35 protein-coding genes and 1 pseudogene are annotated in these 21,650 nt (G+C 38.3%); 32 read left to right on the top strand and 4 right to left on the bottom strand.

Annotated elements, in window-relative coordinates; all coding sequences use genetic code 11:
• Position 1: 1 nt before the first annotated feature.
• Together OFN67_RS04835 and purM are read right to left on the bottom strand one after the other, a co-directional pair.
• Positions 2-445 carry a tetratricopeptide repeat protein gene (locus tag OFN67_RS04835; protein ID WP_270867873.1) on the bottom strand — a complete coding sequence of 148 codons (444 nt, stop codon included), beginning with the start codon at positions 443-445 and terminating at the stop codon, positions 2-4.
• Between the two features lie 29 nt (positions 446-474).
• Positions 475-1,458 (bottom strand): phosphoribosylformylglycinamidine cyclo-ligase, encoded by a 984-nt coding sequence (gene purM, locus OFN67_RS04830; RefSeq protein ID WP_270867874.1) that lies wholly within the window; start codon positions 1,456-1,458, stop codon positions 475-477.
• An 81-nt stretch (positions 1,459-1,539) separates the two neighbouring features.
• Between purM and coaE the strand changes: the two genes are divergently transcribed.
• From coaE to OFN67_RS04800, 6 genes are all read left to right on the top strand, one after another.
• Positions 1,540-2,136, top strand: coding sequence for a dephospho-CoA kinase (gene coaE / locus OFN67_RS04825; protein WP_270867875.1), 597 nt, complete (start codon positions 1,540-1,542; stop codon positions 2,134-2,136).
• Complete coding sequence (locus OFN67_RS04820) at positions 2,133-2,984, top strand: diaminopimelate epimerase (RefSeq protein WP_270867876.1); 852 nt, start codon at positions 2,133-2,135, stop codon at positions 2,982-2,984. The genes coaE and OFN67_RS04820 overlap by 4 nt, the downstream gene beginning before the upstream one ends.
• A 9-nt stretch (positions 2,985-2,993) precedes the next feature.
• Positions 2,994-3,368, top strand: coding sequence for a VOC family protein (locus OFN67_RS04815; RefSeq protein WP_270867877.1), 375 nt, complete (start codon positions 2,994-2,996; stop codon positions 3,366-3,368).
• 85 nt (positions 3,369-3,453) lie between these two features.
• On the top strand, positions 3,454-3,663 hold the full coding sequence (locus tag OFN67_RS04810) for a hypothetical protein (RefSeq protein ID WP_270867878.1): 210 nt from the start codon (positions 3,454-3,456) through the stop codon (positions 3,661-3,663).
• 56 nt (positions 3,664-3,719) lie between these two features.
• Entirely contained in the window at positions 3,720-3,854 is a 135-nt protein-coding gene (locus OFN67_RS04805; RefSeq protein ID WP_270867879.1) for a hypothetical protein, read from the top strand.
• Positions 3,855-4,820: 966 nt separating this feature from the next.
• Positions 4,821-5,570, top strand: coding sequence for a hypothetical protein (locus tag OFN67_RS04800; protein ID WP_270867880.1), 750 nt, complete (start codon positions 4,821-4,823; stop codon positions 5,568-5,570).
• Here the strand turns inward: OFN67_RS04800 and OFN67_RS04795 are convergent, their stop codons facing one another.
• Positions 5,571-6,704 (bottom strand): AAA family ATPase, encoded by a 1,134-nt coding sequence (locus OFN67_RS04795; RefSeq protein WP_270867881.1) that lies wholly within the window; start codon positions 6,702-6,704, stop codon positions 5,571-5,573.
• Between the two features lie 227 nt (positions 6,705-6,931).
• On the opposite strand from OFN67_RS04795, the gene rpsJ reads away from it, so the two are divergent.
• From rpsJ to OFN67_RS04675, 24 genes and pseudogenes are all read left to right on the top strand, one after another.
• Entirely contained in the window at positions 6,932-7,243 is a 312-nt protein-coding gene (rpsJ, locus tag OFN67_RS04790) for a 30S ribosomal protein S10 (protein ID WP_270858578.1), read from the top strand.
• A gap of 11 nt (positions 7,244-7,254) precedes the next feature.
• The gene (gene rplC, locus OFN67_RS04785) at positions 7,255-7,833 is read left to right on the top strand and encodes a 50S ribosomal protein L3 (protein WP_270858577.1); all 579 of its coding nucleotides are present in this window, start codon (positions 7,255-7,257) and stop codon (positions 7,831-7,833) included.
• Positions 7,830-8,444 carry a 50S ribosomal protein L4 gene (gene rplD, locus OFN67_RS04780; protein WP_270858576.1) on the top strand — a complete coding sequence of 205 codons (615 nt, stop codon included), beginning with the start codon at positions 7,830-7,832 and terminating at the stop codon, positions 8,442-8,444. Before rplC ends, rplD begins: the two co-directional genes overlap by 4 nt.
• A gap of 1 nt (position 8,445) precedes the next feature.
• Positions 8,446-8,727, top strand: coding sequence for a 50S ribosomal protein L23 (locus OFN67_RS04775; RefSeq protein ID WP_270858575.1), 282 nt, complete (start codon positions 8,446-8,448; stop codon positions 8,725-8,727).
• A 1-nt stretch (position 8,728) separates the two neighbouring features.
• Positions 8,729-9,559 carry a 50S ribosomal protein L2 gene (gene rplB / locus OFN67_RS04770; protein ID WP_270858574.1) on the top strand — a complete coding sequence of 277 codons (831 nt, stop codon included), beginning with the start codon at positions 8,729-8,731 and terminating at the stop codon, positions 9,557-9,559.
• Positions 9,560-9,561: 2 nt separating this feature from the next.
• A complete protein-coding gene (rpsS, locus tag OFN67_RS04765; RefSeq protein ID WP_270858573.1) occupies positions 9,562-9,843 on the top strand; it encodes a 30S ribosomal protein S19 in 282 nt (93 codons plus the stop codon).
• A gap of 10 nt (positions 9,844-9,853) precedes the next feature.
• Positions 9,854-10,165 (top strand): annotated as a pseudogene (gene rplV, locus OFN67_RS04760) (50S ribosomal protein L22); the annotation flags it as partial.
• Between the two features lie 19 nt (positions 10,166-10,184).
• Complete coding sequence (gene rpsC / locus OFN67_RS04755; protein WP_270858572.1) at positions 10,185-10,880, top strand: 30S ribosomal protein S3; 696 nt, start codon at positions 10,185-10,187, stop codon at positions 10,878-10,880.
• 2 nt (positions 10,881-10,882) lie between these two features.
• Positions 10,883-11,308, top strand: coding sequence for a 50S ribosomal protein L16 (gene rplP, locus OFN67_RS04750; protein WP_270858571.1), 426 nt, complete (start codon positions 10,883-10,885; stop codon positions 11,306-11,308).
• Entirely contained in the window at positions 11,295-11,477 is a 183-nt protein-coding gene (gene rpmC / locus OFN67_RS04745; protein WP_270858570.1) for a 50S ribosomal protein L29, read from the top strand. Before rplP ends, rpmC begins: the two co-directional genes overlap by 14 nt.
• Positions 11,478-11,487: 10 nt before the next feature.
• Complete coding sequence (gene rpsQ, locus OFN67_RS04740; protein WP_270858569.1) at positions 11,488-11,739, top strand: 30S ribosomal protein S17; 252 nt, start codon at positions 11,488-11,490, stop codon at positions 11,737-11,739.
• Complete coding sequence (gene rplN, locus OFN67_RS04735) at positions 11,739-12,107, top strand: 50S ribosomal protein L14 (protein WP_270858568.1); 369 nt, start codon at positions 11,739-11,741, stop codon at positions 12,105-12,107. Before rpsQ ends, rplN begins: the two co-directional genes overlap by 1 nt.
• Complete coding sequence (gene rplX / locus OFN67_RS04730) at positions 12,107-12,340, top strand: 50S ribosomal protein L24 (protein ID WP_270858567.1); 234 nt, start codon at positions 12,107-12,109, stop codon at positions 12,338-12,340. Before rplN ends, rplX begins: the two co-directional genes overlap by 1 nt.
• 2 nt (positions 12,341-12,342) lie before the next feature.
• Positions 12,343-12,888, top strand: coding sequence for a 50S ribosomal protein L5 (rplE, locus tag OFN67_RS04725; protein ID WP_270858566.1), 546 nt, complete (start codon positions 12,343-12,345; stop codon positions 12,886-12,888).
• A 1-nt stretch (position 12,889) separates the two neighbouring features.
• Positions 12,890-13,075, top strand: coding sequence for a type Z 30S ribosomal protein S14 (locus OFN67_RS04720; RefSeq protein WP_270858565.1), 186 nt, complete (start codon positions 12,890-12,892; stop codon positions 13,073-13,075).
• Positions 13,076-13,087: 12 nt separating this feature from the next.
• Positions 13,088-13,483 carry a 30S ribosomal protein S8 gene (gene rpsH / locus OFN67_RS04715; RefSeq protein ID WP_270858564.1) on the top strand — a complete coding sequence of 132 codons (396 nt, stop codon included), beginning with the start codon at positions 13,088-13,090 and terminating at the stop codon, positions 13,481-13,483.
• A 76-nt stretch (positions 13,484-13,559) separates the two neighbouring features.
• Positions 13,560-14,096 carry a 50S ribosomal protein L6 gene (gene rplF, locus OFN67_RS04710; RefSeq protein WP_270867882.1) on the top strand — a complete coding sequence of 179 codons (537 nt, stop codon included), beginning with the start codon at positions 13,560-13,562 and terminating at the stop codon, positions 14,094-14,096.
• 10 nt (positions 14,097-14,106) lie between these two features.
• Entirely contained in the window at positions 14,107-14,463 is a 357-nt protein-coding gene (gene rplR / locus OFN67_RS04705; RefSeq protein WP_270858562.1) for a 50S ribosomal protein L18, read from the top strand.
• A 15-nt stretch (positions 14,464-14,478) separates the two neighbouring features.
• Positions 14,479-14,922 carry a 30S ribosomal protein S5 gene (gene rpsE, locus OFN67_RS04700; protein WP_270858561.1) on the top strand — a complete coding sequence of 148 codons (444 nt, stop codon included), beginning with the start codon at positions 14,479-14,481 and terminating at the stop codon, positions 14,920-14,922.
• A gap of 12 nt (positions 14,923-14,934) precedes the next feature.
• Complete coding sequence (gene rplO, locus OFN67_RS04695) at positions 14,935-15,336, top strand: 50S ribosomal protein L15 (protein ID WP_270867883.1); 402 nt, start codon at positions 14,935-14,937, stop codon at positions 15,334-15,336.
• The gene (secY, locus tag OFN67_RS04690) at positions 15,336-16,601 is read left to right on the top strand and encodes a preprotein translocase subunit SecY (RefSeq protein ID WP_270858559.1); all 1,266 of its coding nucleotides are present in this window, start codon (positions 15,336-15,338) and stop codon (positions 16,599-16,601) included. Before rplO ends, secY begins: the two co-directional genes overlap by 1 nt.
• 1 nt (position 16,602) lies before the next feature.
• Complete coding sequence (gene map, locus OFN67_RS04685) at positions 16,603-17,370, top strand: type I methionyl aminopeptidase (protein ID WP_270858558.1); 768 nt, start codon at positions 16,603-16,605, stop codon at positions 17,368-17,370.
• Positions 17,371-17,384: 14 nt separating this feature from the next.
• Positions 17,385-17,603: a translation initiation factor IF-1 gene (gene infA / locus OFN67_RS04680; protein WP_005869854.1), complete on the top strand. Its 219-nt coding sequence runs from the start codon at positions 17,385-17,387 to the stop codon at positions 17,601-17,603.
• Positions 17,604-17,863: 260 nt separating this feature from the next.
• On the top strand, positions 17,864-19,579 hold the full coding sequence (locus OFN67_RS04675; RefSeq protein WP_270873978.1) for a DUF262 domain-containing protein: 1,716 nt from the start codon (positions 17,864-17,866) through the stop codon (positions 19,577-19,579).
• A 28-nt stretch (positions 19,580-19,607) separates the two neighbouring features.
• On the opposite strand, the gene OFN67_RS04670 is transcribed toward OFN67_RS04675, so the two are convergent.
• Positions 19,608-20,285: a DNA alkylation repair protein gene (locus tag OFN67_RS04670; RefSeq protein ID WP_270873977.1), complete on the bottom strand. Its 678-nt coding sequence runs from the start codon at positions 20,283-20,285 to the stop codon at positions 19,608-19,610.
• 145 nt (positions 20,286-20,430) lie between these two features.
• On the opposite strand from OFN67_RS04670, the gene OFN67_RS04665 reads away from it, so the two are divergent.
• Together OFN67_RS04665 and OFN67_RS04660 are read left to right on the top strand one after the other, a co-directional pair.
• A complete protein-coding gene (locus OFN67_RS04665; protein WP_270873976.1) occupies positions 20,431-21,207 on the top strand; it encodes a 3'(2'),5'-bisphosphate nucleotidase CysQ family protein in 777 nt (258 codons plus the stop codon).
• Between the two features lie 45 nt (positions 21,208-21,252).
• Positions 21,253-21,639, top strand: a complete 387-nt coding sequence (locus tag OFN67_RS04660; RefSeq protein WP_270867887.1) for a type II secretion system protein — start codon at positions 21,253-21,255, stop codon at positions 21,637-21,639.
• Positions 21,640-21,650 lie beyond the last annotated feature (11 nt).

Genomic DNA, 21,650 nt, shown 5'->3' with positions numbered 1-21,650 from the left:
TTTAATATCCATTTGATTTTAGCCACTCGCAGGCTCTTTGCTCGCCGTTTTTACACTTGCTTCTGAAATGTTCGACCGATGCCAAACCTCTTTGATAAACACTGCAAGCATTATCGACATGCTCTTTGTCGCAACATAGTTTTAGATATTTTAGTGCTTTTGCTGAATTTTTCTGTGTGCAATTGCCTCTTGTGTAAATACCCGCTAACCTCAGGCAAGCGCCATAAAAAAAGGTTTCATCTGAATTACATATTTTTTCATAGTATTTTATGGCTTTTGCGCCAACTTCAAAATTTTTGGTTTTATCGCAACTATTTTCTAAATTTGTCGCCAACTCAAAGCATTTATCGGTATTGCCGTTTTCGCACTCTTTTTCGAGCCCTGAAATTTGTGTGTTAGCAAACGCACTAACACACAAAACCAAACAAAAAACGAAATTTTTCATAAATTTGTTAGTCTTTGTTAGCGCGTGATTTACGCCATTATTACGCCATTTCCCTCGCACACTTCGCCGATAACATATCCGTCGGTGTTAGCTAACACAAAATCAGCGTTAGTCTTCGGTGCGACTAACACCAAACCCACGCCGTTATTAAATGTGCGCTCCATTTCGGCTGCTTCGACCTTTTTGGCTAAAATTTTAAAAATCTCAGGCGTTTTGATTGCGTTTTTCTCGATTTTCGCACCAAGCCCAGCAGGGAATACACGAGGCAGATTTTCTACCAAACCACCACCCGTGATATGCGCGCAGGCGTGAATTTTATCTTTCAGTACCAAAAACTCTTTTACATAAATTCTAGTCGGCTCTAAAAGCGTGTCGATTAGGGTTTTTTCGCCGATTTTCTCGTCAAATTTCAGCCCTAGCTCAGAAACTACTCTGCGCGCTAGCGAAAAGCCGTTTGAGTGCAAACCACTACTTGGCAAAGCAATCAAAATATCGCCACGCTCTACAAATTTCGTGCGATCTATCTCGTCTTGCTCGGCTATTCCTACGGCAAAACCAGCCAAATCGAAATCTTTGCCCTCATACATCGACGGCATTTCGGCTGTCTCGCCACCGATTAGCGCGCACCTAGCCATTTTGCAGCCCTCGGCGATACCTGCTACTACGCGTTTTGCGCTTGCGATTTCTAGTTTTGCCGTAGCGTAATAATCTAGGAAAAATAGCGGTGTAGCGAAGTTGCAGATGAGGTCATTGACGCACATTGCGACTAGATCGATACCCACGCCGTCAAGCTTGTCTGTGTCGATTGCTAGGCGAAGTTTGGTGCCCACTCCGTCAGTTGCACCCAAAATCGCTGGTTTTTTATACCCGCTTGGTAGTGCGAACGCACCGCTAAATGAGCCAATTCCGCCAATCACGCCTGGGGTCATTGTGGATTTGACTAGGGGTTTTATACTTTGCACGAACTCATTTCCTGCGTCGATATCGACACCTGCTTCTTTGTAGCTAATCACGGTTTTTCCTTTTTTTGGATTTATTAGAAAATTAAATTATTTTAGCTAAAATTGCATAAAAACGCTATAAAGGGGTGTGAAATGGCATATAAAAATGGTTATGTAATCACAGGCTCGATAGGATCTGGCAAATCTAGCGTTAGTAAAATTTTGCGTGATTTGGGCTATCAAATCATCGACGCAGACGAAATCTCGCACCAGCTACTAGATAAATCTTGGATAGATATTTCAAAAATTTTTGGCAACAAATACATCATAAAAGACGGTAAATCCGTGCGAATCCGCAGGAAAAAGCTAGGCGATTTGGTCTTTAACGACAAGTCAGAGCTTGCCAAACTAGAAGCAATCTTGCACCCAAAAATCAAAGATGAAATTCTAAGACAATCTGAAATTTTAGAACACCTAAATAAACCATTTTTCGCCGATATTCCGCTGTATTTCGAGCGTCAAAAATACGATGAATTCGATAAAATCGTAGTCGTATATGCCCTACACGACTTGCTTATAGAGCGCATTATGGAGCGAAATGCACTAACGCGTGAGCAAGCCGAGCTTAGAGTTAGTTTGCAAGCAGATATCGAATTTAAGCGTGCAAACGCAAATTTTGTTATAGAAAATGTTAGCGATAAAATAACACTTGAAAAAAATGTGAAAAATTTTTTAAAGGAGATAAATTGAATTTTTCAAAGTATAACGCATGCGGAAATGATTTTGTAGTAGTCGAGTTTTCACAAAGTGCTGAGCGTGGCAGTTTAGCTAGGGTGCTTTGCAACCGCGCAGAGGGTATCGGAGCCAACGGATTTATTTCGCTAAGCAACCAAACAACCCCTGGAAGCAACGACAATAATATTATTGTGGAGTTTTACAACCCAGACGGCACTAGAAGCCCGATAAGCGCAAACGCCGCAATGGTCGTGTGTATGTATGCCTACGAGCGATTTTTATCTGGCAAAAATGTGAAATTCAAAAACGACGCCAATGTAATAAACGGCGAAATTCGTGGATTTGACACAGGTAGAAGCGTGAGTTTTGGCACAAAAAAACGAGATTCAAATTTTGGTCAAATTTATGGCATGGGCTCAAACCGCGCAATCACGGCAAATGTCGAGGTCGAGTTTGATAATGTCAATCGACTTGGCGAGGGATTTATGAGCAATGGCCACATGTGGTATTTATACGAGGTCGGTATGCCAAATGTCGTAACCTTTGTCAAAGATTTGAGCGCATACAACCACACCCTAGCTACCGAGCTTAGCGAGAAATTTAATGCCAATGTAAGTTATGCTGAGATGAGTAACACTGGGGTTAGAGTTCGCACATACGCACACGGCGCGAAAAAAGAGGTGTTATCATGCGGAACTGGCATAGCTAGCGCATATATCGCAGGCAGAGCGCACTATAATCTGAGCGAAAACGCAAATATGGCGTGCGTGAGTGGCGAAAAAATCGGCGTAAAAAAGCGTGGCGAGACTGCGTGTATATCAGGCGATGTCAGACACCTTTTCGACGGCGATTTTATCGCGTAAGGGGAGATTGTGAAAATCAAAAATATCGATCACTTTGTGATTTTAAGCGCAAATTTAGAGGCGACGCTGAAATTTTACGGCGAAATTTTAGGCCTTGAAATCGTGCAAAACGGCGCCAAAATGGCTGTGAAATTCGGAGATTCTAAAATCAATATCCACCAAAAACTAGCCGAATTTCTACCCGTAGCGAAAAATCAAACCTACGGCTCGGCTGATTTTTGCCTAATCGCGCAAGGTGATATCGATGAAATCGCGCGCGAAATCACCTCTCGTGGCGCTGTAATCGAGCTAGGACCTGTGGAGCGAACCGGCGCGCTTGGCAAGATGAAAAGCGTGTATCTATACGATCCAGACGGAAATTTGGTCGAAATTTCGGTTTATTAAATTTTTGATTTGGCGCAAATTTTGCGAAATTTGCGCCAAATTTGTCTTAAAATTTCAAAATTTCATAAATTTATCAAGGATTAAAATGAAAAAATTTCTTAAATTTAGCCTTGCAGTTTGCGTGGTTATGGGGCTTGCGGGCTGTGGCGACCCTTGTAGAACAGAGCCAAATGAAAAGGCAAGTAAAATTTTACATACCGAGATAAAAAATACAGATAAAAATTGGATGTATAGTTGCGGTTTTGTAACTGATTTGGAAGAATATGTTTTAATATCTATGGATTTAATAATTTAGAATTAGAACAAATAATGAAAAATGTATCAGAATCTTCTAAAATTCAAGGTGTAAATATGAAAATATTGATTTACAAAACACCACTTCATTTTTCTAATAATTCTAATAATTCAGGGGTTACTTATAGTCGAGTTGTCAAGCCAAATGAAAAACCATTTTTAACGATAAAAATCAAAAACAAAGGAGAGTAAAATGCCAAAAGTTACGATTTACACAGATGCTTGGATTGTTCCACATACATTTTTAGGCGTTACGGACAGTAGAATTTGGCGCTAAAACATAGTTAATTTGCGCGCGGAACCTGCGTCTTGCGATGATAACGAATTTAGTGTTTGTGAATTTTAAGCTCGTAGATTGCTTCGGCGTTTCGCGCTTGCAATGACAAATCGAAGTAAATTTGCACCATTGTCGAAGTGGTCTAAGGAAATTTATATTTCGCTTCTAAGTGTCATTGCGAGGGATTTTGCGCCAGCAAAATTCCGTGGCAATCTACAAAGCATAAATTACCAACCGCAAAAATGGCAAAATTTGAAATTCCAAAAACCCATGAAATTCAAAAATTTTGCCATTTGCCTTATCATTAATTTTGACTTTGTAGATTGCTTCGTCGCTGTTTCACAGCTCCTCGCAATGACAATAGCGAACGAAATTTGTATAATCTGTCATTGCGAGCGAGTGAAACGAGCGTGGCAATCTACAAAGCCTAAACTACCAACCACAAAAATGGCAAAATTTTGAAATTCTAAAACCCATGAAATTCAAAAATTTTGCCATTTACCATATTGTTTATTTTGACTTTGTAGATTGCTTCGTCGCTGTTTCACAGCTCCTCGCAATGACAATAGCGAACGAAATTTGTATAATCTGTCATTGCGAGGCGATTTATCGCCGAAGCAATCCAGTAAATTTAAACAATGTTTGATTTTTATAAACGGTTTTGCCGTTGCTGGATTGCCATGCCAGCAAAGCGGGCTCGCAATGACATTTAAATGCAAAATTTTGCATTTATAATAAAAGGTAAAATTTCGGCGCAGTATTACAAGGTTGCGTAAGCAAAATTTCAAAATTCAATAAAAATTCCAAAATTTCAGCTAACTTTAAGCGAAACAAAAAAAAACGATAAAATGAAAATTTTAATTTCATTTCAAAGGAAAAATATGAAAAGAATTTTAACTCTTAGCCTTTTGGCTTTTGTGGTATTTGGATTTAGCGGGTGTGGAGATGATTATTGTGCCGAAGTTCTTAATGATGGTCAAAATACAATTTATCTTAAAAAAGGTAGTAATATCGAATCGCAAACTTGTCAGGTTGCAATGGATACGATTCTTATGAGCAAAATTAGAAGTCACTCAAACGATAAGGCTAAAAATGGAGCTTCTTTCTTTAAAATTTACGCTGAAAAAAATGAAAATGACACGCTAATATGGCTAAAAAGAGGAGAATTACTTTTGGATATTGATAAATCCGCCAAATTAGGAGGCAAAAAAATAACTAAACGATCAAAGATAGAATTTGAAAAGATAAGTAATGGATTTGCGACATTAGAGCAGAAATCTACATTAGACGAATTTGATAAAAAAACGAAATTGGTTTTTAATTCAATGGTTGCTTCTAGTAGAATTGATGCCGAAATAGCAAAAGCCGCAAACAATATACAAACAGCATTTTATGATTTTGATGCATATTATAATAGTATGGGCAAATTTGATAAAATGGAAAATATGACAAATGTTCCAAAAGAAATAAAAGTAATCAAAGAAGTTTGTGCAAGGTTTAATGTAAAAAACGAAAATGAGATTGAAATTATAACAAGTAAAGAAGGGAATTGCGAAGATGTCATGATGATTATTAAAGAAAAAGATTTAAAAGCCGAACAAGTAGGCAAAGGCAAAATCGTTATAAAATAATCAAAGTCCCAGTGCGAAGCTGTGAAACGGCACGACTTCGCACTTTATCCCCTCGATTTCAAGCGCGCCTGTATTTGCCATGGAGATCACGGCAAGGCGCGTGATTTTGAGCCGTTTTAGCTCCAAAATCAGCTTTTTAAATCTCAAAAACACAATCTCACTCGCGCTAAATGGCACGATCAAAACCCCTAAATTTCGGCTCGGCAGGTAAAAATCCAAATCCTTGGTGTAGTAAATGGGCGCGCCCAAATTTGCCAGCTCGCAATACACGGCGTTTAAAAATTTTTTCACAAAATCCTTTTTGAAGCCGAGAATTTCTTTGAGATTGAAATTCGAAAAAAACATCTTTTTCGCCGCTTTTTCATCGCCAAATTTTGGGATAAAATTTATGAAATTTTCATCATCGAATTTCACTATGGCGGCATAGACGCTGTCCTTTGAAATGCGGATTTTTTCCTTTAAGCTCATATAAATTTTATTCGCGCTAAATGACGCTGCGACGAAAGCCGCGCACTCTTTTAAAATTTTAATCTCGTTTGCGCTTAGAGCTGATTTTAGCGCGTTTTGCTCGGAATTTATGCTCCCTGCTGAGTGCAAAAGCAAGCCACCCACACTCCCGCCTTGCGAGAAAAATGCCGAAATAATGGCGTTTATCTCGCTGTGGCGTTTATCGAAAGCGATAAATTCTTCAAAACAAAGTGGCGTAATTTTTAGCTTTGCAAAATTTGCTAGCGTAAAGCTACTTTTGCGCGTGGAGATGATAATGCTTTGCAAATTTTGCGAGGCGCCAGAGTTTAGCAAATTTTGCAAATGCGAAATTTCGCCCGGCAAAATTTCATCTAAATTATCCAAAAACAGCGCGATAATCTGCGAATTTTGCTCTAAAAATTTAAAAATTTTATTAAATTCATCGCTTAGATTTAAAAATTCATAGCGCAAATCCGCGAAATTTATATACAAAAACTCGCCCTTTTTGAAATTTGAAATATAATCAAACAAAATCAAACTTTTCCCAGCCCCAAGCGCGCCATAAAGTATAGTTTTGGGCGTATCAATGGAGGTTTTTCTAGCTATAAATTTCGCCTCTTCTGGCAGATTGTCATAAAAATATTCTAAATTTTGCATAAATTGCATTTTAAAATTTTCCTTATTAAAAGGAAATAAATTCAGCAAAATTTACAAAATTTTAAAATTTCAAAAATTTTGCTCTAAATTTCAGAATATTTCCTTATAAAAAGGAAAAAATTCTATAAAATTTAGTGAATTTCTTGACAAAATTTTGCCTTTTTCATATAATCCCAGTCTTTTGTTTTTAAGGCAAAAGGTCACGCGTTGTGACAAGTTCTTTTTAAGGAAAGCAGATGCAAAAAATCAGGTTAAAGTTAAAAGCTTATGACCATAGGGTTTTAGATCGCACAGTTGCGGCAATTGTAGAAGCCGTCAAGAGAACAGGCGCCGATGTGAGAGGTCCAGTTCCAATGCCTACGAAGATCAAACGCTACACAGTCTTGAAATCTCCACACATTAACAAAGATTCGAGAGAGCAGTTTGAGATGAGAATTCACGCTCGTATGCTAGATATCGTAGCGGCAACCCCTGATACAGTTGATTCGCTAACTAAACTTGACTTAGCCCCAGAAGTTAATGTCGAAGTTCATGCGATGGGCAAATAAGGAGTTAAAGTATGGAATATATCGTAGAAAAAATAGGCATGAGTAGAACAGTCGGCATCAAAAGCACGCCTGTAACGCTTTTAAAGCTTATTAATACTAAAATTTGCGAAGTATGCAACGACAAGCAAGCTATCGTAGCTTACGCTAACGGCAAAGCATACAACAAATCTATCGCAGGAATTCAGAAAAAGTATAGCCTAAGCAAAGAATTTAACAAATTCGCGACACTAAATGTCGAAAATGCTGAGGTTGGCGATCAAAGCACAGAAGTATTAAGCTCAGCTAAAATCGTAAAAGTTACTTTTACTTCAAAAGGTAAAGGTTTCCAAGGTGTTATCAAACGCCACGGTTTCTCTGGCGGTCCAGCAGCTCATGGCTCACGCTTCCACAGAAGACCAGGTTCTATCGGAAACTGCGAGTGGCCAGGTCGCGTCCAACCAGGTATGAGAATGGCAGGTCACACAGGCAATGAGACAATCACTGCTAAAAACGAGATAGTAAGCTTCGATGCTGAGAATAAAATTTTGGTAGTAAAAGGTTCTATCCCAGGATTTAATGGTGCAATGGGCAGAATAAGGATAGTAAAATGAGTAAAGTAAGCGTTCTTAATGAAAAATTAGAAAAAGCTAGCGAAATCGAGCTTCCTGCAAAATATGCAGAGGTAAATTCGCACAATTTATATTTATATGTAAAATCTTACCTTGCTTCACTTCGTGCAAATACGGCACAAACAAAAGGTCGTTCAGAAGTTAGCGGTGGTGGCAAAAAACCATGGCGTCAAAAAGGTCGTGGCGGTGCAAGAGCTGGTTCGACTAGAACAAATGTTTGGGTTGGCGGTGCGGTTGCATTTGGTCCGACAAACAACAGAAACTATGAGCAAAAAGTCAATAAAAAACAAAAACGCCTTGCGCTTGAATTTGCTATGAACGAAAAAGCAAACGAGGGCAAATTTTATGTTTTCGATAACCTAAGCGTAGAAAGCGGCAAAACAAAAGACGCTGCTAAATTTATCGAGAAACTAGGTGTAAGAGATGCTTTAATCGTTAAAAACGAGCTAGATGCACAAACACTTTTAGCATACAGAAATTTGAAAAATTGCTATGTAGTTGATGCTAGCGAAGTAAATGCTTATTTGGTTGCAGTATATAGCTCAATCGTATGCGAAAAAGCTGCATTTGAAACATTGGTGAAAGAGGACTAAAATGGCAGATATAACAGATATCAAAACTATACTTTATACAGAAAAGTCTCTTGGCCTACAAGAAAGTGGCGTAGTTGTTATCCAAACAAGTCCGTCAATGACTAAAAATGGACTAAAAAGCGTTTTGAAAGAATACTTTGGCATCGTGCCTGTAAAAGTAAATTCATTGCGCCAAGATGGTAAAGTTAAAAGATTTAGAGGAAGATTAGGCGTAAGAGATGATGTAAAGAAATTTTATGTCAAACTTCCAGAGGGTGCAACCCTAGAAAATGCGGAGGCGTAAGATGGCGATTAAAACATACAAACCATATACTCCAAGTAGAAGATTTATGACAGGCCTTAGCAGCGATGATATCACTGCAAAAGCAAGCGTTAGAAGCCTACTTGTAAAAATCCCAGCCGCTGCTGGTAGAAACAATAATGGTCGCATTACAAGCCGCCATAAAGAAGCTGGTGCTAGCAAACTTTACAGAATTATTGATTTCAAAAGAAGAAAATTTGGAATTCCAGGTAAAGTAGAGGCTATCGAATACGATCCAAACAGAAATTGTAGAATTGCTTTGATCTCTTATGCTGATGGCGAGAAACGCTATATTATCAGACCAAATGAATTAAATGTAGGCGATGTCGTTGCTTCTGCTGAGGCTGGACTAGATATCAAACCGGGCAACGCAATGAAAATGAAAAGTATCCCAGTGGGAACTATCTTGCACAATATCGAGCTAAAACCTGGCAAAGGCGCTCAAATGGCTCGTTCGGCTGGTGGATATGCTCAACTAATGGGTAAAGAGGAAAAATATGTAATCCTTCGTTTGCCATCAGGCGAGATGAGAAGAGTTTTGGCTGAGTGTATGGCTACTATCGGCGTTGTTGGTAACGAAGACTGGGCCAATGTCGTTCTAGGAAAAGCTGGTCGCAATCGCCACAGAGGAATTCGCCCACAAACCAGAGGTTCAGCGATGAACCCAGTAGATCACCCACACGGTGGTGGTGAAGGCAAGAAAAATTCAGGTCGTCACCCAGTTACTCCATGGGGCAAACCTACAAAAGGTGCGAAAACTCGTCGTAAAAAAGCTAGTGATAAGCTTATAATTTCTAGAAAGAAAGGAAAATAAAAATGGCTAGATCGCTTAAAAAAGGTCCTTTCGTAGATGATCATGTAATGAAAAAAGTAGTAGCTGCAAAGGCTGCTAACGATAACAAACCAATTAAAACTTGGTCAAGACGCAGCACAATCGTTCCTGATATGATTGGACTAACATTTAATGTGCATAATGGCAAAAATTTTATCCCAGTGTATGTTACAGAACACCACATTGGTTATAAATTAGGTGAGTTTGCTCCTACTAGAACTTTCAAAGGCCACAAAGGCTCAGTTCAAAAGAAAATCGGTAAATAAGGGGAAATAAATGAGTAAATCAACTATCAAATTTGTTCGCCTTTCACCGACTAAGGCAAGACTTATCGCAAAACAAGTTCAAGGCATGAACGCTGAATTTGCACTTGCTACATTGGAATTCACTCCAAATCGTGGTGCAAAATATATCGCTACTGCTATTTCAAGCGCAGTTGCTAATGGCGGTTTTGAACCAGAGGAAGTTATAGTAAAAAGTTGTCGCGTAGATGCTGGTCCAGTTCTAAAAAGATTTAGACCACGCGCTCGTGGAACAGCAAGCAGAATCAGAAAGCCAACTTCACACATTAGCGTTGAAGTAGCAAAACCAAGTAAGGAAGCGTAGTATGGGACAAAAAGTTAATCCGATTGGTTTAAGACTAGGTATCAATAGAAACTGGGAATCAAGATGGTTTCCTGCTAAATCAACACTATCAGAAAACATCGGCGAGGATTACAAAATCCGTAAATTCCTAAAAGCTAAACTTTATTACGCAGGAATTAGCCAAATTCTTGTTGAAAGAACAGCTAAAAAAGTTCGCGTAACTATCGTTGCAGCTCGCCCAGGTGTTATCATCGGTAAAAAAGGTGGCGAAGTAGAGAATTTAAGAGCCGAAGTTGTTAAACTAGTAAATAAAGATGTGAATTTAAACATCAAAGAAGAGCGCAAAGTCGGCGCTAATGCACTTTTGGCAGCTGAAAATGTAGCTATGCAATTAGAGCGCAGGGTTGCATTTAGACGCGCTATGAAAAAAGTAATTCAAGGTGCGCAAAAAGCAGGCGCAAAAGGTATTAAAATTTCAGTTTCTGGTCGTTTAGGTGGCGCTGAAATGGCTCGCACAGAGTGGTATTTAGAGGGACGCGTTCCACTTCACACTCTAAGAGCAAAAATCGATTATGGTTTTGCTGAGGCTCACACTACATACGGAAATATCGGTATTAAAGTTTGGATTTTCAAAGGCGAAATTTTGCAAAAAGGAATTCAAGCTGAAAAAACAGAAGAAGCTTCTAAAAAACCACGCAGAACAAGAAGAGGTAAATAGCCATGTTGATGCCTAAAAGAACAAAATATCGTAAGATGATGAAAGGTCGCAATCGCGGCTACGCAACTCGCGGTAATGCTTTGACATTTGGTGATTTTGGTATCAAAGCTGTTGAAGCAGGTAGAATTAATTCACGCCAAATCGAAGCAGCTCGTATCGCGATGACTCGCTATGTAAATCGCCAAGCTAAAATTTGGATTAAGGTATTTCCTGATAAACCACTTACCAAAAAACCTCTACAAACTCGTATGGGTAAAGGTAAAGCTGGTGTAGAAGAGTGGGTAATGAATATCAAACCAGGCAGAATGATTTTCGAGATGACTGGTGTAAGTGAAGAGCAAGCAAGAGCAGCTCTTACGCTATCAATCCACAAATTACCTTTCAAAACAAAAATTGTAACTAGGGATAGCGAAAATGAAATATACTGATTTGAAAGATAAAGATTTAGCTGAGCTAAATAAGATGTTGAAAGATAATAAGTTGCTTTTATTTACGGCTAAGCAAAAGCTTAAAACAATGCAGTTAAGCAATCCTAATGAAATTCGTGCGATCAAAAAAGATATCGCTAGAATCAATACTGCTATAAAAGCAAAATAAGGATAGAGTTATGGCATTTAAAAGAGAAATTCAAGGCGTAGTCGTAAAAAAAGCGGGCAATAAAACTGCTACTATTTTGGTAGAGAGAAGAGTTATCCACCCAAGATATAGAAAAATCGTCAAAAGATTTAAAAAATATCTTATCCATGACGAGAACAATATCGTCAAAATCGGCGATACTATATCAGCAGTTGAGTGCAGACCACTTAGTGCGAAAAAAACATTTCGCTTAAAAGCGGTTTTGAAAACAGGAGTTGAATAATGATACAAAGTTTTACAAGACTTGCAGTAGCTGATAACAGCGGTGCAAAAGAACTTATGTGTATTAAAGTTTTGGGTGGTAGCAAACGCCGCTATGCAACAGTAGGCGATATTATAGTTTGTTCTGTAAAAAAAGCTCTACCAAATGGCAAGATTAAACGCGGTCAAGTTGTAAAAGCCGTCGTCGTTAGAACAAAAAAAGAGCTTCACAGAGGAAATGGCTCTTTGATTAGATTTGATGAAAATGCAGCTGTAATTTTGGATGCAAAAAAAGAGCCGATTGGCACTCGTATTTTTGGCCCAATCGGTAGAGAAGTCAGATACGGCGGTTTTATGAAAATCGTTTCATTGGCTCCGGAGGTTCTATAATGGCAGTGAAATTTAAGATTAAAAAAGGCGATCAAGTAAAAATTATCGCAGGTGATGATAAAGGTAAAACTGGCGTTGTAAAAGCTGTTTTCCCTAAAAAATCACAAGTTATAGTTGAGGGTTGTAAAATAGCTAAAAAAGCTGTTAAACCAACTGAGCAAAATCCAAGTGGCGGTTTCACAAACAAAGAAATGCCTATGGATATTTCAAATGTCGCATTGGTTGAGGGTTGATTATGAACAGATTACAAACTAAATATGTTGAGTCAATTAGACCAGCTTTACAAAAAGAATTTGATATAAAAAATCCTATGCTAATTCCGGCACTTGAAAAAATCGTAATTAGCGTTGGTGTAGGCGAATCTGGCAAAGATCAAAAAGTGCTTCAAAACATGGCTGATACAATCTCTTTGATTGCAGGTCAAAAAGCACTTATTGTAAATGCAAAAAAATCAGTTGCTGGTTTTAAAGTCAGAGAGGGATTTCCTGTCGGTATTATGGTTACATTGCGCAAAGAGCAAATGTATGCGTTTTTTGATAAACTTATCTCAATCGCATTACCAAGAGTAAAAGACTTCCGTGGTGTTGCACGCAATGGCTTTGATGGTCGCGGTAACTATAACTTCGGTTTGCAAGAGCAATTAATGTTCCCTGAGGTAGAGTATGATAATATCCTAAGAACTCACGGTATGAACATTACAATCGTAACTACAACAAATAGCGATAAAGAGGCGTTTAAATTGCTAGAATTATTTGGCATGCCTTTCGCAAAAGGAAAGTAATATGGCAAAAAAATCAATGATAGCTAAGGCAAAACGCCCTGCTAAATTCAGCTCTCGTGCATATACAAGATGCCAAATTTGCGGTCGTCCGCACTCTGTTTATAGAGATTTTGGAATTTGCCGTGTATGTTTAAGAAAAATGGCTAATGAGGGTCTAATCCCTGGCCTTAAAAAAGCTAGCTGGTAAGAAGGAGTAGATATGGTAAATGATCTTATTTCAGACGGATTAACCCGCATTAGAAATGCAGCTATGAGACGCTTAGACACTGCTAAATTGTTTCACTCAAATGTTGTAGAGGCTACTCTTAAAATTTTAGCTCAAAAGGGCTATATCGAGAGCTACAATGTAGTAGAAGAGGGAAACAAAAAATTCATCAATGTTGTTTTAAAATATGATGAAAAAGGCAGAAGTGTAATCAACGAAGTAAAAAGAGTTTCAAAACCTGGACGCCGTGTTTATCAAGGTAAAGACGAGATCAAAAGATTTAAAAATGGCTATGGAACAGTAGTTGTTAGCACTAGCAAAGGCGTTATGAGCGGTATCGAAGCTAGTAAGGCTGGCGTTGGCGGCGAAGTGCTTTGCACTATTTGGTAAAAAGTTCTACTTTTTATGGCATTGTGGTATCCATTCGTAAAAGTAGTCATACCCTAGACAAATAAAAAGGAAAATTATGTCAAGAATTGGTAAAAAACCTATCTCTATTCCAAACGGAGTAGAGGTAAAAATCGATGGTTCATCTTTAAAATTTAAAAAAGCAAACAACGAAAGAGTCCTTGATTTAAAGGGCAATGTCGATGTTAAAATCGAAGATGGCCAAATTTTATTTTCACCAAAAGGTGAAGATAGACAAAGCAGAGCGTATTGGGGAACATACCGTGCGCTAGCTAACAACATCGTTATTGGCCTAACTGACGGCTTTACAAAACAGCTTGAAATCAACGGCGTTGGTTACAGAGCTGCGATGAAAGGCAAAGTTTTAGAGCTAAACCTAGGTTTTTCTCATCCGATAAATTTCGATTCACCAGCAGGTATTGAAATTTCAGTAGATAAAAACATCATCACAATCAAAGGCGACGATAAACAAAAAGTTGGTCAAGTTGCTGCTGAGATTAGAGGATTTAGACCACCTGAGCCATACAAAGGCAAAGGTGTAAAATATGTCGAAGAGCATATTATCCGCAAAGCCGGTAAAACATCTAAAAAATAAGGGTTGAGAAATGACAGCAAATGTATTAAAAAGAAAAATATCTCTAAGAATTAAGAGAAAAAGAAGAATTCGTGCAAAAATTTCCGGCACTAGCTCTTGCCCTAGAATTTCTATTTTCAAATCAAATAGAACAGTTTATGCGCAAGTAATCGATGATGTTGAGGGAAAAACAATATGCGCTGCCAGCGGTAAAACTTTGGGTGTGAAAGCAAACAAAGAAGGCGCTGCTAGCCTTGGCAAAGATTTGGCTGCTAAGCTAAAAGATAAAGGCATTTCTGAGGCGCTTTTTGATAGAAACGGTTATTTATATCACGGAGTGATTGTAAGTTTTGCTGATGCGTTACGCGAAAACGGCATCAAACTATAAACCAAAGGAATTATCGTGGAAAAATATAATAGAGAAGAATTTGAAGAAGTAATCGTTAATATCGGTAGGGTTACAAAGGTCGTAAAAGGTGGTAGAAGATTTAGATTTACTGCCCTAATCGTTGTTGGTAACAGAAATGGTTTAGTTGGCTTTGGTTTTGGAAAATCAAAAGAGGTTCCAGACGCGATTAAAAAAGCCGTAGATGATGCGTTCAAAAACATCATCGAGGTTAAACTAAACGGTTCGACAATCACTCACGATGTAGAGGTTAAATATAACGCTAGTAGAATTTTACTTAAACCAGCTAGCGAAGGTACCGGCGTAATCGCAGGCGGATCTGTTCGCCCTGTTTTAGAACTTGCAGGCGTTAAAGATATTTTGACTAAGTCTCTTGGTTCAAACAACTCATCAAATGTCGTAAGAGCTACAATGAAGGCTCTTAGCATGCTAAAACACTAACAAGGATTTAAGATGGGATTAGAAAATCTTCAAAAAGCACCAGGCTCTACTCATAGCACCAAAAGACTAGGTCGTGGTCAAGGTAGCGGTCTTGGCAAAACAGCAGGTCGCGGTGGCAAAGGTCAAACTGCGCGCACTGGCTCACATGAAAAAAGAGGTTTTGAGGGTGGCCAACAACCACTTCAAAGAAGATTACCAAAGGTTGGTTTTTATTCAAGATTCGAAAAACCTTATGTAATCAATGTAGAAAAAATTTCAGCTGTAAAAGAGCTAAGCGAGATTACAGTTGATAGCATCAGAACTGTTCATAAAATGTCTAGCTCTGTAAAAGTAGTAAAACTTATCGGTGCAAGTGCAAAAGATCTTGCTAGCAAGATAAAAGACGAAAATGTAAAATTTAGCGGACAAAACTAATGAACAAAACACTTCGCAACAAGATACTCATTACATTGGGTTTTCTATTTGCTTTCAGGCTACTGGCTTATGTGCCAGTGCCGGGCGTTGATGTTGAGGTGATAAAAGAATTTTTCAATACAAACAAAGACAATGCCTTTGGTATGTTTAATATGTTTAGCGGTGGCGCGGTCGAAAGATTTAGCGTCATTTCGCTGGGCATTATGCCATACATTACAGCTTCGATTATTATGGAGCTATTATCTGCTACATTTCCAAATTTAGGCAAACTAAAAAAAGAGCGCGACGGTATGCAAAAATATATGCAAATTATTCGTTACGCTACAATCGCTATTGCGCTTGTGCAAGCAATCGGTGTTAGTATCGGTTTGCAGGGCATTACGGGCGTAAATGGCGCGAAGGCAATCATGGCAGAAAATACAAACGAATTTATATTTATTTCGTGTATTTCTATGCTTGTAGGCACTATGCTTTTGATGTGGATTGGCGAGCAGATTACTCAAAGAGGTGTTGGAAACGGCACGAGCTTAATCATCTTTGCCGGTATTGTTAGCGCGATACCAACGGCGATCGGCGGCACAGTTCAGCTCGTAAATAACGGCGAACTTAATATCTTAAAATTAATCGCAATCGCCTTAATTATTTTTGCTACAATCGCGGCGATTTTGTATGTCGAGCTAGGCGAGCGCAGGATTCCAATCTCGTTTCCTCGCAAAATTTTAATGGCGAACCAAAACAAACGCATTATGAATTATGTGCCAATCAAGCTAAATTTAAGTGGTGTTATTCCTCCGATTTTCGCTAGTGCGGTATTGATGTTTCCTAGCACGATTTTGACTGCTAGCACAAATTCTTTTGTCCAAAAAGTAGCTGACTTTATCAATCCAAGTAGCTATTTCTTTAATCTTTTGACATTTATTTTAGTTGTATTTTTTGCGTATTTTTACGCTTCAATCGCGTTTAATTCCAAAGATATCAGCGAAAATTTGAAAAAACAAGGTGGATTTATCCCTGGAATTCGTCCAGGTGAGGGCACAGCGACATTTTTAAACGATGTTGCATCTCGCCTTACATTTTGGGGTTCGATTTATTTGGGTTTAGTAACCGTTATTCCATGGTTGCTAGTCAAATTTATGGGTGTTCCATTTTATTTCGGTGGCACGAGCGTGCTAATCGTAGTATCGGTCGCACTTGATACTATGAGAAGAATCGAAGCGCAAGTGTATATGAACAAATACCAAACCCTAAGTGCCGTTGGACTATAAAATGGCAATTTTACTCAAAAATCAAAAAGATTTAGAGGGTTTGCGGGCGGCGAATAAAATCGTCGCCGCTGCCCTTGATTATGCGGAAGAATTCATAAAACCAGGTATGACGCTTTTAGAAGTGGATAAAAAAATCGATGATTTTATCACTAGCAAGGGCGCATATCCAGCATTTAAAGGGCTTTATGGTTTCCCAAACGCAGCTTGTCTTTCACTAAATGAAGTTATAATCCATGGCATACCTGATAACACTATCCTAAAAGAGGGCGACATACTAGGCATCGATCTAGGCTCTCGCTTAAATGGATATTACGGCGATAGTGCGCGCACTTTGCCGATTGGCAAAATTTCAAAATCAGACGAAGAGCTCATCGCATGCAGCAAAGACGCGCTGTATCATGCTATCGACACGATAAAGGTCGGCATGCACTTCAAAGAGCTATGCCTAGCTATCGAGCAATTTATCAGAGCGCGCGGATATGTGCCACTATATGGATTTTGCGGGCATGGAATCGGCAAAAAACCGCATGAAGAGCCTGAGATCCCAAATTATTTAGAGGGCAACAATCCAAAATCAGGACCAAAAATCAAAAATGGCATGGTGTTTTGTATCGAGCCGATGATTTGCCAAAAAGACGGCACCCCAGTCGTGGGCGCAGACAAATGGACGACGACGAGCAAAGACGGCCTTAGGACGGCTCATTATGAGCATTGCTTAGCTGTGGTAAATAACAAAGTCGAAATTCTAAGCAAAAGCTTGAAAGATTAAAAGGAGAAAATTTAATGGCAAAAGATGATGTCATTGAGATTGATGGCAATGTAATTGAGGCGTTGCCAAATGCGACATTTAAGGTCGAGCTTGATAACAAGCATGTGATTTTGTGCCATATCGCAGGCAAAATGCGTATGCACTATATCAAAATCATGCCAGGCGATCGCGTCAAAGTCGAGCTTACGCCATACAGCCTTGATAAGGGCAGAATCACTTATCGCTACAAATAAATTTTGCATTTGTAAAATTTAACCAAGTGGTTAAATTTTAAAATTTCGCTTTTAAAATTTAACCCAAATTCTTAAATTTTTTGCTTTTAAATTTTGCCTGAATTTTAAAATTTTAGCTTCCAAATTTCACCTAAATTTTAAAATTTTGTTTTTTTGAAATTCTACGCAAATTTCAAAATTCTACTCCGTAAATTTGCTAAATTTCAGCTAACTCTAACCCCCCCCGTATAATTAGCCGAAATTTATTTTAAAGGATAAAAATGGCAAATGTTTTTGATGAGTTTAAAACTATCGCTGAATTTTTGCAAACCACGCAAAAAGAGAAAATTCTAATCCCAGAGTATCAAAGACCTTATGCTTGGGGATTTGACCAAATAGAAGCTTTATTTAGTGATTTAAAAGATTTTACAATAGATAAAATCAAAGATAAAACCCAAGAAACATATTTTTTAGGCACGATTGTTTATTTTGTCAATGACAATGGCGAAAAGGAAATCATCGACGGACAGCAACGCTTAACTTCTATAATGTTGCTTTTGCGAGCAATTTACGAAAAATTATCCACTAGCGAGATTACGACGCCTGAGGGTTTGAATTTTATAAATAAAATCGAGCCATTACTTTTCATAAAAAACGAAATGACTGGGCAAGTCGATAAAGACGATATATTGATTAGATCTGATGTCGTATCAGATAGTCAAAACCACACATTTCATCAAATTTTAAAAACTGGTAAAACGCAAAGCGGGGCAAAGGATAATTACAGCAAAAATTATGAGAGCTTTTCTAAATTATACGATGAGTTTATTTCGCAAAATTCAGACCCAAAAGCGATTTATTATTTCATAAACAATCTTTTAAATTACACAACCATAATCCCAATCAAAGCCAAAACCCAAGATACCGCTCTTACGATATTTAACACCTTAAATGACCGTGGTATGCCGCTAAGCGATGCTGACATTTTTAAGGGGAAAATTTACAAAAATTTAGATGATGATAAAAAAGTAAAATTTATCCAAGAGTGGAAAATTTTAGAAAACGAAACTGAACTAGCAAATGAAAAAATGCAAAATTTATTTTATATGTATATGTTTTATCTAAGGGCAAAAGCTGATGATAAAGACACCACGACGCCAAAACTTCGCTCGTATTTATTAAAAAAGAAACCCGAATTTTTAAGAGATGATGATTTGCTCGAAAATTTACGCCAAATTTTGAAAATTTTAAAATTTAGCAAGGATTTGAAAGATATTGATGATGAGGTTTGGAGCGAAAATTTGCAGATAAAACAGGTTTTTTCTCTCCTTGTGCTTACAAATAACGAGTGGTGGAAATATCCTAGTATAATATATTATTTGACGCACAAAAACAGTCCAAATTTCGAAAATTTGTATTTGAAATTTTTGCGAAAATTGTTTGTGAGTATTTTCCAAAGATATAGCATAGAACACGCGATAAATTCGATTAAAGCGCCTGTTTTGAAGCTAAATGTAGAAATCACAAATAACGCAGAGCCGAAATTTGATTTTAAAGAAATTTTGGGCGATGAAGAAAATATCTTAAAGGGCAAAATTATCGCGCCACATGTAAATTTGCGCTATGCTTTGGTTTTGTTTGTGGCATACGAAATGGCAAATCAAACCGAGATTTTGCCTGAGCGTTGGGAGCTAGAACACATTTTTCCGCAAAAATGGCAAAACACCTATATCGAGCAAACTTTGGGCTGGACGGATGCGAAATTAAAAGAGCTGTTGTGGAATATTGGTAATCTTACGCCACTTGAAAAAAAGCTAAATATTGTGGCGAGTAATGGGTATTTTGACAAGAAAAAAACCGAGTATGCAAAATCAAAAGTGGCGATAACAAATGGAATTGATAAAAATTATAACGAGTGGAAACCTGAAAATATTATCGAGCGAAACGGCGAAATCGTAAAATTTGTAAAAGAAAAATTTAATCAGTGGGCACAATAAATTTAAAATCTAAATTTTCCGCGAAATTTTAGGATTTCGCGGATTTTAATGTCTTAAATTTTGCCTTGCTTTGCTCGGTGAAACGCAGGCTTTCGCAGATTTTTTTAATCGCAAGATTTTTGATTTTTTCGTTTTCATATCCCTGCAAAAACTCGTAAATTTCACCCTCAAATTTCACGGCGAATTCGCACAGCGCCCAAGACGCTGCCATTTGGACATAGTATTTCTTGCTTCGCTCAGCGCGCGCAGTATCTAGCAAAATCGCCAAATCCCGCGAATTTACGAAATTTACCAGCAAATTTACATAAAAAAACCGCTTCTCAAACTCGCCCCTAGCTTTCCTAAAACCAAGCGTAAATTTCCACCAAAGCTCTAAATCTTTTTTGCGTTTGGTGCAAAATGTATCGCAAACGCCCCAGTTTGTGATACGAGGGATAAAATCTCGCGCCAAATTTATGCGATTTTTTTCGCTGATTTTTAGCGAATTTATCAAAATCGCTTTTAGGGTCATTTCTTCGCTAAATTCGCCCTTGGCGCGGATAAATTCTAAAATTTCACCCTCGCTTTGCTCGCGCAAAACCTGCTTTGCAAGTGCGCGTAAATGTGGCATTTTCACGCCCAAAATTCGCGCCCCAGGCAGAATTTTCGCGCTAAATTTGGCGTATTTTTCATCGCTTAAATTTCGCAAATTCTCTAAAATTTCCATTTTTGCCCCTTGAATTTGCAAAAATTTTATAAATTTTGCCCTTAAAATTTAATCTAGCTTTTTTAAAGCTTTGTTGTGCTAAAATAAAAAATCTTTCAATTCTACGATTACAACAATTTCTTACCGCTTATTTTTGGAGGCGAAAATGAATAAAGATGAACTTTTGAATTTAGCCGTGATTGCGGCGAAGCGTGCAAACAAGGCGATTATGGAACATTATGAGAAATTTGATGTCTATGTCAAAGAGGACAAATCTCCGCTAACAACCGCAGATTTGGCTGCAAACGAGGCGATTGTTAGCACGCTAGCACCTAGTGGGATTGCGATTTGTTCCGAAGAGAGCGTGATGAGTGCAGATGAGCGTATGAGCGCAAAGAGGTTTTGGCTAGTCGATCCGCTTGATGGAACGAAGGAATTTATCGCGCGAAATGGCGAATTTTGCGTTTGTATCGCGCTGATAGAGGACGGAAGGCCGATTTTGTCGGTGATTTCATCGCCTGTAAGCGGCGATGTGTATAGCTCTAATGGCGGTGGTATCGTCTATAAAAATGGCGAAAAAATCGAGCGAAAACCAAATTCGCCAAAGACCTTTATGATAGGTCATCATGGCAGAGGCTCAAAATACATGCCCTTTTGCGAGGAATTTGGACTTGAATTTACTAGGCTTGGCTCTGCGCTGAAATTTTGCATAATGGCGGAAAATGGGGCGAGCGCGTATGGTAGGTTTAGCGATTGTTCGCTGTGGGATATCGCAGCTGGGGATTTTATAATCCACCAAAGCGGCGGCGCGATAATCGACCTCAAAACAGGTGTCGCTCCGCTGTATAACGGCAAAAGTCTGATAAATAATCACTACATTGTCGTCGATGCAAATACAATAAATTTATTATCAAAAATGGTAGAATTTGCGAAAAATTTATAGATTGTGGTAGAATACGCCTGCAAAATTTTTATCAAAGGATAAGAAATGAAACAGGCTTTTACAATGATCGAATTAATTTTCGTGATTGTTATTTTGGGTATCTTGGCGGCGGTAGCTATCCCTAGACTAGCTGCTACCAGAGACGACGCAGAGATTGTCAAAGCGGCGCAAAACATCACTACATCTCTTAGCGATTTGATGGCGTATTACACATCGCAAGCGCATTATTCTTCTTCTATCGCAACGATGACAAATGTTACAAACCCGATTAAGATTAGAAACGATGTTTGTGCTACTTATGAAATCGTTGATGAGAAGCAAATTATCCTTACAAAAGGCTATGACGGATTATGCAAAAAGGTCTGGGCGATGAACGGATTGTCTTCGTTAGAAGATGTGTATAGCTCCGATGCGCTAATTATCGTTCAATAACTCACGCAGGG

The sequence above is a fragment of the Campylobacter sp. JMF_11 EL3 genome, from assembly GCF_027736965.1.
Taxonomy (GTDB): domain Bacteria; phylum Campylobacterota; class Campylobacteria; order Campylobacterales; family Campylobacteraceae; genus Campylobacter_B.
This window is presented reverse-complemented; position numbering and strand designations above follow the sequence as displayed.

Excerpts from the sequence above, each read along its gene's own strand:
- infA (WP_005869854.1), top strand. The coding sequence starts at position 17,385 with ATGGCAAAAGATGATGTCATTGAGATTGATGGCAATGTAATTGAGGCG.
- rpsH (WP_270858564.1), top strand. The coding sequence starts at position 13,088 with ATGGTAAATGATCTTATTTCAGACGGATTAACCCGCATTAGAAATGCA.
- secY (WP_270858559.1), top strand. The coding sequence starts at position 15,336 with ATGAACAAAACACTTCGCAACAAGATACTCATTACATTGGGTTTTCTA.
- OFN67_RS04835 (WP_270867873.1), bottom strand. The coding sequence starts at position 445 with ATGAAAAATTTCGTTTTTTGTTTGGTTTTGTGTGTTAGTGCGTTTGCT.
- coaE (WP_270867875.1), top strand. The coding sequence starts at position 1,540 with ATGGCATATAAAAATGGTTATGTAATCACAGGCTCGATAGGATCTGGC.
- rplN (WP_270858568.1), top strand. The coding sequence starts at position 11,739 with ATGATACAAAGTTTTACAAGACTTGCAGTAGCTGATAACAGCGGTGCA.
- rplE (WP_270858566.1), top strand. The coding sequence starts at position 12,343 with ATGAACAGATTACAAACTAAATATGTTGAGTCAATTAGACCAGCTTTA.
- rplX (WP_270858567.1), top strand. The coding sequence starts at position 12,107 with ATGGCAGTGAAATTTAAGATTAAAAAAGGCGATCAAGTAAAAATTATC.
- rplP (WP_270858571.1), top strand. The coding sequence starts at position 10,883 with ATGTTGATGCCTAAAAGAACAAAATATCGTAAGATGATGAAAGGTCGC.
- rpsQ (WP_270858569.1), top strand. The coding sequence starts at position 11,488 with ATGGCATTTAAAAGAGAAATTCAAGGCGTAGTCGTAAAAAAAGCGGGC.
- OFN67_RS04670 (WP_270873977.1), bottom strand. The coding sequence starts at position 20,285 with ATGGAAATTTTAGAGAATTTGCGAAATTTAAGCGATGAAAAATACGCC.
- rplO (WP_270867883.1), top strand. The coding sequence starts at position 14,935 with ATGGGATTAGAAAATCTTCAAAAAGCACCAGGCTCTACTCATAGCACC.
- OFN67_RS04660 (WP_270867887.1), top strand. The coding sequence starts at position 21,253 with ATGAAACAGGCTTTTACAATGATCGAATTAATTTTCGTGATTGTTATT.
- OFN67_RS04800 (WP_270867880.1), top strand. The coding sequence starts at position 4,821 with ATGAAAAGAATTTTAACTCTTAGCCTTTTGGCTTTTGTGGTATTTGGA.
- rpsS (WP_270858573.1), top strand. The coding sequence starts at position 9,562 with ATGGCTAGATCGCTTAAAAAAGGTCCTTTCGTAGATGATCATGTAATG.
- rplC (WP_270858577.1), top strand. The coding sequence starts at position 7,255 with ATGGAATATATCGTAGAAAAAATAGGCATGAGTAGAACAGTCGGCATC.
- OFN67_RS04810 (WP_270867878.1), top strand. The coding sequence starts at position 3,454 with ATGAAAAAATTTCTTAAATTTAGCCTTGCAGTTTGCGTGGTTATGGGG.
- rpsC (WP_270858572.1), top strand. The coding sequence starts at position 10,185 with ATGGGACAAAAAGTTAATCCGATTGGTTTAAGACTAGGTATCAATAGA.
- OFN67_RS04775 (WP_270858575.1), top strand. The coding sequence starts at position 8,446 with ATGGCAGATATAACAGATATCAAAACTATACTTTATACAGAAAAGTCT.
- rpmC (WP_270858570.1), top strand. The coding sequence starts at position 11,295 with ATGAAATATACTGATTTGAAAGATAAAGATTTAGCTGAGCTAAATAAG.
- rplD (WP_270858576.1), top strand. The coding sequence starts at position 7,830 with ATGAGTAAAGTAAGCGTTCTTAATGAAAAATTAGAAAAAGCTAGCGAA.
- rplR (WP_270858562.1), top strand. The coding sequence starts at position 14,107 with ATGACAGCAAATGTATTAAAAAGAAAAATATCTCTAAGAATTAAGAGA.
- OFN67_RS04675 (WP_270873978.1), top strand. The coding sequence starts at position 17,864 with ATGGCAAATGTTTTTGATGAGTTTAAAACTATCGCTGAATTTTTGCAA.
- OFN67_RS04720 (WP_270858565.1), top strand. The coding sequence starts at position 12,890 with ATGGCAAAAAAATCAATGATAGCTAAGGCAAAACGCCCTGCTAAATTC.
- OFN67_RS04665 (WP_270873976.1), top strand. The coding sequence starts at position 20,431 with ATGAATAAAGATGAACTTTTGAATTTAGCCGTGATTGCGGCGAAGCGT.
- OFN67_RS04795 (WP_270867881.1), bottom strand. The coding sequence starts at position 6,704 with ATGCAATTTATGCAAAATTTAGAATATTTTTATGACAATCTGCCAGAA.
- rpsJ (WP_270858578.1), top strand. The coding sequence starts at position 6,932 with ATGCAAAAAATCAGGTTAAAGTTAAAAGCTTATGACCATAGGGTTTTA.
- rplF (WP_270867882.1), top strand. The coding sequence starts at position 13,560 with ATGTCAAGAATTGGTAAAAAACCTATCTCTATTCCAAACGGAGTAGAG.
- OFN67_RS04805 (WP_270867879.1), top strand. The coding sequence starts at position 3,720 with ATGAAAATATTGATTTACAAAACACCACTTCATTTTTCTAATAATTCT.
- map (WP_270858558.1), top strand. The coding sequence starts at position 16,603 with ATGGCAATTTTACTCAAAAATCAAAAAGATTTAGAGGGTTTGCGGGCG.
- rplB (WP_270858574.1), top strand. The coding sequence starts at position 8,729 with ATGGCGATTAAAACATACAAACCATATACTCCAAGTAGAAGATTTATG.